This is a genomic window from Acidisphaera rubrifaciens HS-AP3 (assembly GCF_000964365.1).
Lineage (GTDB): Bacteria > Pseudomonadota > Alphaproteobacteria > Acetobacterales > Acetobacteraceae > Acidisphaera > Acidisphaera rubrifaciens.
In genome coordinates, this window is the sequence record NZ_BANB01000643.1 from 1 (window position 1) to 5,144 (window position 5,144).

General features: G+C 70.8%; 4 protein-coding genes. 2 read left to right on the plus strand and 2 right to left on the minus strand.

From position 1 onward, the window contains the following. The coding region (locus B8460_RS15790) for a Hint domain-containing protein (RefSeq protein ID WP_048862570.1) at positions 1-996 on the minus strand (996 nt) is incomplete at its 3' end. Positions 997-1,155: 159 nt separating this feature from the next. Beyond that, positions 1,156-2,298 (minus strand): type III PLP-dependent enzyme, encoded by a 1,143-nt coding sequence (locus B8460_RS15795; protein ID WP_048862571.1) that lies wholly within the window; start codon positions 2,296-2,298, stop codon positions 1,156-1,158. 326 nt (positions 2,299-2,624) lie between these two features. Here B8460_RS15795 and B8460_RS15800 point away from each other — a divergent pair, with 326 nt between their 5' ends. Beyond that, on the plus strand, positions 2,625-3,632 hold the full coding sequence (locus B8460_RS15800; protein WP_052945262.1) for a YihY/virulence factor BrkB family protein: 1,008 nt from the start codon (positions 2,625-2,627) through the stop codon (positions 3,630-3,632). 85 nt (positions 3,633-3,717) lie between these two features. Next, positions 3,718-5,144 (plus strand): class I SAM-dependent methyltransferase (locus B8460_RS15805; RefSeq protein WP_048862572.1); only part of this gene is annotated, 1,427 nt, incomplete at its 3' end.

The following is a 5,144-nucleotide window of genomic DNA, read 5'->3' on the forward strand; positions in this document are numbered from 1 at the left end:
GGGCGCATCGCAGCGGGGCGCCAGCCGCACCGGATGGCCGAGCGCGGCGGCTCGGGCCGCCAGCCGCCGCCAGATCGCGCCCGTGACGGCGGGATCGAGTGTCAGCTGCATGCAGCCGCGGGCCCGATAGGACGCGGCATCCGGCGCCTCGGCATGCGCGTGCAGGCCGACGACCGTGCCGCCCGCGAACAGCGCACGGTTGCCGGTATCCAGATAGCTCTCGGCCGCCATGCCTTCGGCGAGCAGCAGGTCATGCGTCTCCAGCTCGATGTGGTGGAAGCTGTAGCGGTCCAACGCCTCGCTGCGGATGGTCGCGCCGTTGACCAGCAGCCGCGCCGGCAGCAGGTGGCCGTCCACCAGCACGGCATGTTCCGGCGTGACCAGCAGGTCGCGCAGCGGGACGCCCGGCGCGATCGCGTCCGCCGTAATGCGCACCGGCCACGTGCACGCCGGGCGCCGCGCCCCCGCACGGACACGGCGATACCCGGCCCAAACGACGCGACGGGCGACGCCCGCGCGCGTCAGCACGAGGTCGCCGGCGGCAAGCGACTCCACCGGCCGCGCGCCGTCAGGCGTCGCGATCGCGGTGCCGCTGAGGAAACAGGCGGTGGCGACGATGTCGGTATTGCCGCCGCTCTGCGACGCGGTGATCGTGTCGCCCACCGGGACATGGGTGAACGTCAGGCTGTACGGCACGCCGGCAAACGTGATGGTATCGGTCGTGGTGCCGCCGGCGGGCGTGCTGACGTTCACCGAATACGTGCTCCAGCCGGAAAAACCGGACACTTCGGTGGTGTCGTGGTTCTGGAACCCGTCCAGCGTCAGGCCGGCATCGACCGGCTGCTGTTCGTTGATGATCAGCGTTCCCGGGCCGATGAACGTCGCGTTCAGCACGTTCCCGAGGTAGAGCGCGCCGGAGGCGTCAACCGTGTTGCCGCCGCCGATGCTTACGTCGATGACCGCGTTAGTGGCGGCGGTGTTGTTGGAAATGCTCACGTGAACCCGGCCCCTGCTATGATCTCTCTGCGCAGCAGATCATATCGTCGCGTGCGGGCAAGTCACCTATCGGGGTGGGCCGGCCGGCCGCGAAACGGCGACGCCCCGAAGCTGGGGCTCCGGGGCGTCGCGCGGCAGGATAGGCGCGTCGGTCGAGCGTCAGATGTAGTGTTCGGCCAGCGGGGCGAAGCCGTTGAAGCTCTGGCTCGCATAGGTCGAGACATAGGCGCCGGTCGCCAGCAGCTCCACGCGCTCGCCGCCGCGCAGCGCGAGCGGCAGGCGGTATGCCGCGCGATCATACAGCACGTCGGCGCCGTCGCAGGTCGGGCCCGCGATGGTTACCGGCCCGGACGGCCCACCGTCATGCGGGGTCGCGATGCGGTAGCGGATCGCCTCGCCCTCGGTCTCCGCGAGACCGCCGAAACGGCCGATATCGAGATAGACCCAGCGCGGCGGATCGGCCGGCGCCGACGGCGTCGGCCGGCGCGAGACCAGCACCACCTCCGACGACACCACGCCCGCGTCACCCACGATGAACCGCCCCGGCTCGATGATCATCTCCGGCAGCGCGTTGCCGAAGACGCGCGTCATCGCCCCCATGATGGCGTGGCCGAACGCGTCGATCTCCGGCACCTCCTCGCGGTAGGAGACGGGGAAGCCGCCGCCGAGATTGAGCATCCGCACGTCCACGCCGGAGTCGCGCAGGTCGGTGAACAGCATGCCCACGCGCGCGATCGCCGCCTCGTACGCCACGGTGGTGCGCTGCTGGCTGCCGACATGGAACGACAGGCCATAGGGATCGAGGCCGAGCGCGCCTGCGCGCCGCATCAGCGCGCCGGCGGCTTCGACCGAGGTGCCGAACTTGCGGCTGAGCGGCCAGTCCGCGCCCTCGTTCTCCACCAGGACGCGGCAATAGACGCGGCTCCCCGGCGCGTTTTCCGCGAGCTTTTCCAGCTCTTCCTCGCAATCGAAGGCATACAGGCGTACCCCGGCCGCATAGGCGGACCGGATGGCCGACACCTTCTTGATCGTGTTGCCGAAGCTGATGGCCGTCGCCGGCGCGCCGGCGCGCAGGCACATCGCCACCTCTTCCCACGAGGCCGCGTCGAAATGGCTGTCGAGCCCGACCAGGCGTGACAGCACGGGCGCGGCGGGATTCGCCTTCACCGCGTAATAGATCTGTGCCAGCGGCAAAGCCCGGCGCAGCGCGTGGAAGTTCTCTTCCACACGATCGACATCCACGACCAGGCACGGCGTCGCCGGCTGCGCGGTCGCAAGGAATCGGGCGATTTTCGGAGTCATCGCACCACCCCCTCATAAGACGCCCGCCTGTTCGAGGCGACGGGCGCAGTTGACGAAACGGTCTAACGAACCAGCGGCACTTCCTGCCGACGGCCCCGAACCGGGGGTCGCCACAGGCCGAGTTGCCAGAACGCTTGACGTCGTTGCGTAACCACGAGGGCCAGAGGCACGTGCGTTGCTGCGTAGGGGGGCACATAGGACCGACCGTCCCCCGGCGCAAGCGAAAATCCGCCGCCGGGACAGCGCGTAAGCTGTGCGCCCGACGCGCAACCGCCGCCGTCACGCCACGTTGCGCGTCCGGAGGCACTGGAACAGGGAGTGGCCACGTGGGAGCGACCGCACGCGAGACGGCGCCAGCCGGACCGGACGGCCCGCACTCGGAACAGGGCCGGGGGGCGGCGCTCGGCCGCCACGCGGAGACGCCGGCGGCAATTCCCTGGCGCGGCTGGAAGCAGGTCCTGCGCCGCACCCTCGGCCAGATGATCTCCGACCGGATTTCCCTCTCGGCCGCCGGGTGCGCCTTCTACGCCACGCTCGCGCTGTTCCCGGCGATCACCATGCTGATCTTCATCTATGGCCTGGTGTTCGACCCGGTGACCATCGAGCCGCAGCTCGACGTGCTGCGCCAGCTCCTGCCCAGCTCCGCGTATCAGCTCATCGACGCGCGCCTGCACCAGCTTGTCGCCAAGGAGCACGGCACGTTGACCATGGGCCTGCTGATCAGCGTGGCGGTGACGCTGTGGAGTGCGGCGACCGGCACGAAGGGCGTCCTGTCGGCGCTTAACGTGGCGTACGGCGAGACGGAGCGGCGCAGCTTCCTGCGTTTTCAGCTCGTCAGCTTCGGCATGACCCTGGGTGCCATCAGCGGCGCGTCGCTCGCGATCGCGATCCTCGTGTTCCTCCCGGCGGTGTTTCATTTTATCGGCCTGTCCGACCAGTCGAAGGGGCTGATCCGGGCGGCGAGCCTGCTGATGCTGGTGCTGTTCGTGCTGGCGGCGCTGTCGATGCTGTATCGTTTCGGCCCGTCGCGACAGCAGCCGCGCTGGTCGTGGGTAACGCCCGGGTCGGTGGTCGCGACCGTGCTGTGGGTCGTCGCGTCCGGCCTGTTGTCCTATTACATCAGCAACGTCGCCAGCTACGACGCCACCTATGGACCGCTCGGCGCGGTGGCCGGCGTCATGATGTGGTTCTACGTCACCGTCCTCGTGGTCCTGCTCGGCGCGGAGCTGAACGCGGAGCTGGAGTTGCAGACGGCGCGCGACAGCACCGAGGGACCGCCCCGCCCGCTCGGCCAGCGCGGCGCCTATGTCGCCGACAACATCGCCCCCGATTAGCCGCCCCGCGCCCCGGGACTGCTCCGGGATGCGCAGACGTAGCAGGGCGGCATAAGCTCGCGGCGCATCAGGGGGCGCGCGGTCGATGAGCGACTGGAACCACGGCTATGTCACCGATCTCGGCTACACGACCAACATCTATCGCGAGTTCACGCCCGCCTGGCTGGCCTTCGCCGCGCTTTTGCTCGGCCAGCGGCCGCCCGATCTCGCGCGGCCGGTCCGCATGGCCGAACTCGGCTGCGGCTACGGCCTGACGCTCGCCGTCGCGGCGGCCAACGCGCCGGACTCCGCGTTCTTCGGCTACGACTTCAACCCCGCGCATGTGGAGGCGGCACGCCTGTTCGCCGATGCCGCCGGGCTCGCGAACCTGCATGTCGAGGAGCGCGCGATCGCCGATCTCGCGGCCCCCGACGGCGCCGGGGCGGATCTCGACATCATCGCCCTGCACGGCGTCTGGAGCTGGGTCGACGACACCGTGCGCGCGGACATCGTGCGCTTCATCACCAGTCGGCTGCGGCCGGGCGGGCTCGTGTTCGTCAGCTACAACGTGCTGACCGGATTTGCCGACATGCTGCCGGTGCGCACGCTGATGCGCCAGGTGGCGGCGCGGGAGGCGCGCAGCGATCTCGCCGTCGCCGCCGTCCGCCCGGCGCTGGAGCGCCTGCGCGCGGGGGCGCAGGCGTATTTCGCGGCGCATCCGGCGCTGGAGCAGCGGCTGGCGGGGCTCGCGTCGATGGATGCGCGCTATCTGGCGCACGAATACCTCAACGCCGACTGGGCGCCGACGATGTTCGCCGACGTGGCGGCGGCGATGGCGGGAGCACGCTGCCAGTACGTCGGCAGCGCGACGCTGCCGGACAACGTGGACGCGACATCGGCGCCGCCGACCATGGTGCCGCTGCTCGCCGAGCAGCGGGACGTGGTCCTGCGCGAGACGTTGCGCGATTTCGGCTGCGGGCAGTCCTTCCGCCGCGACATCTACCGCCGGGGCCATGCGCCGCTGCCGCCGGCGGAGCATCGCGCGCTGCTCGACGCGGTGCATTTCGTCGATCTCGGCCGGCACCGCGAGGCGGAAGTCAAGGTCGCCTGTTCCATCGGGCAGCTGAGCGGGCGGCCGGAGATCTACGATCCGCTGCTCGACCGGCTGGCGGCCGGCCCGCTGTCGGTGGCCGAGGCGCGCGAGATGTCGCCCTTTGCCGGGCGCCCGATTCAGGAACTGGTGCAGGCGCTGCTGATGGTGACGGCCGCCGGCTATGCGCATCCCGTCGCGGCGGGCGCGGGGTCGCCTGCGGCCCGCGCGGCGGGGCGGCGGGCCAATGCCGAAATCGCCCGGCTCAACCGGCTCGGCGGCGCGATTCCGCATCTGGTGGCCCCGGCGAGCGGCGCCTCGGTACTGGCGGATCTCGCGGAGACTCTCGCCGTCGGCGCGCTGCTGGCCGGCGCCCCGCGCGACGAGCAGGCGCTGGCGACCGAGGTGGACACGGCGCTGGCCGCCACGGGCCGCGGTCCGGC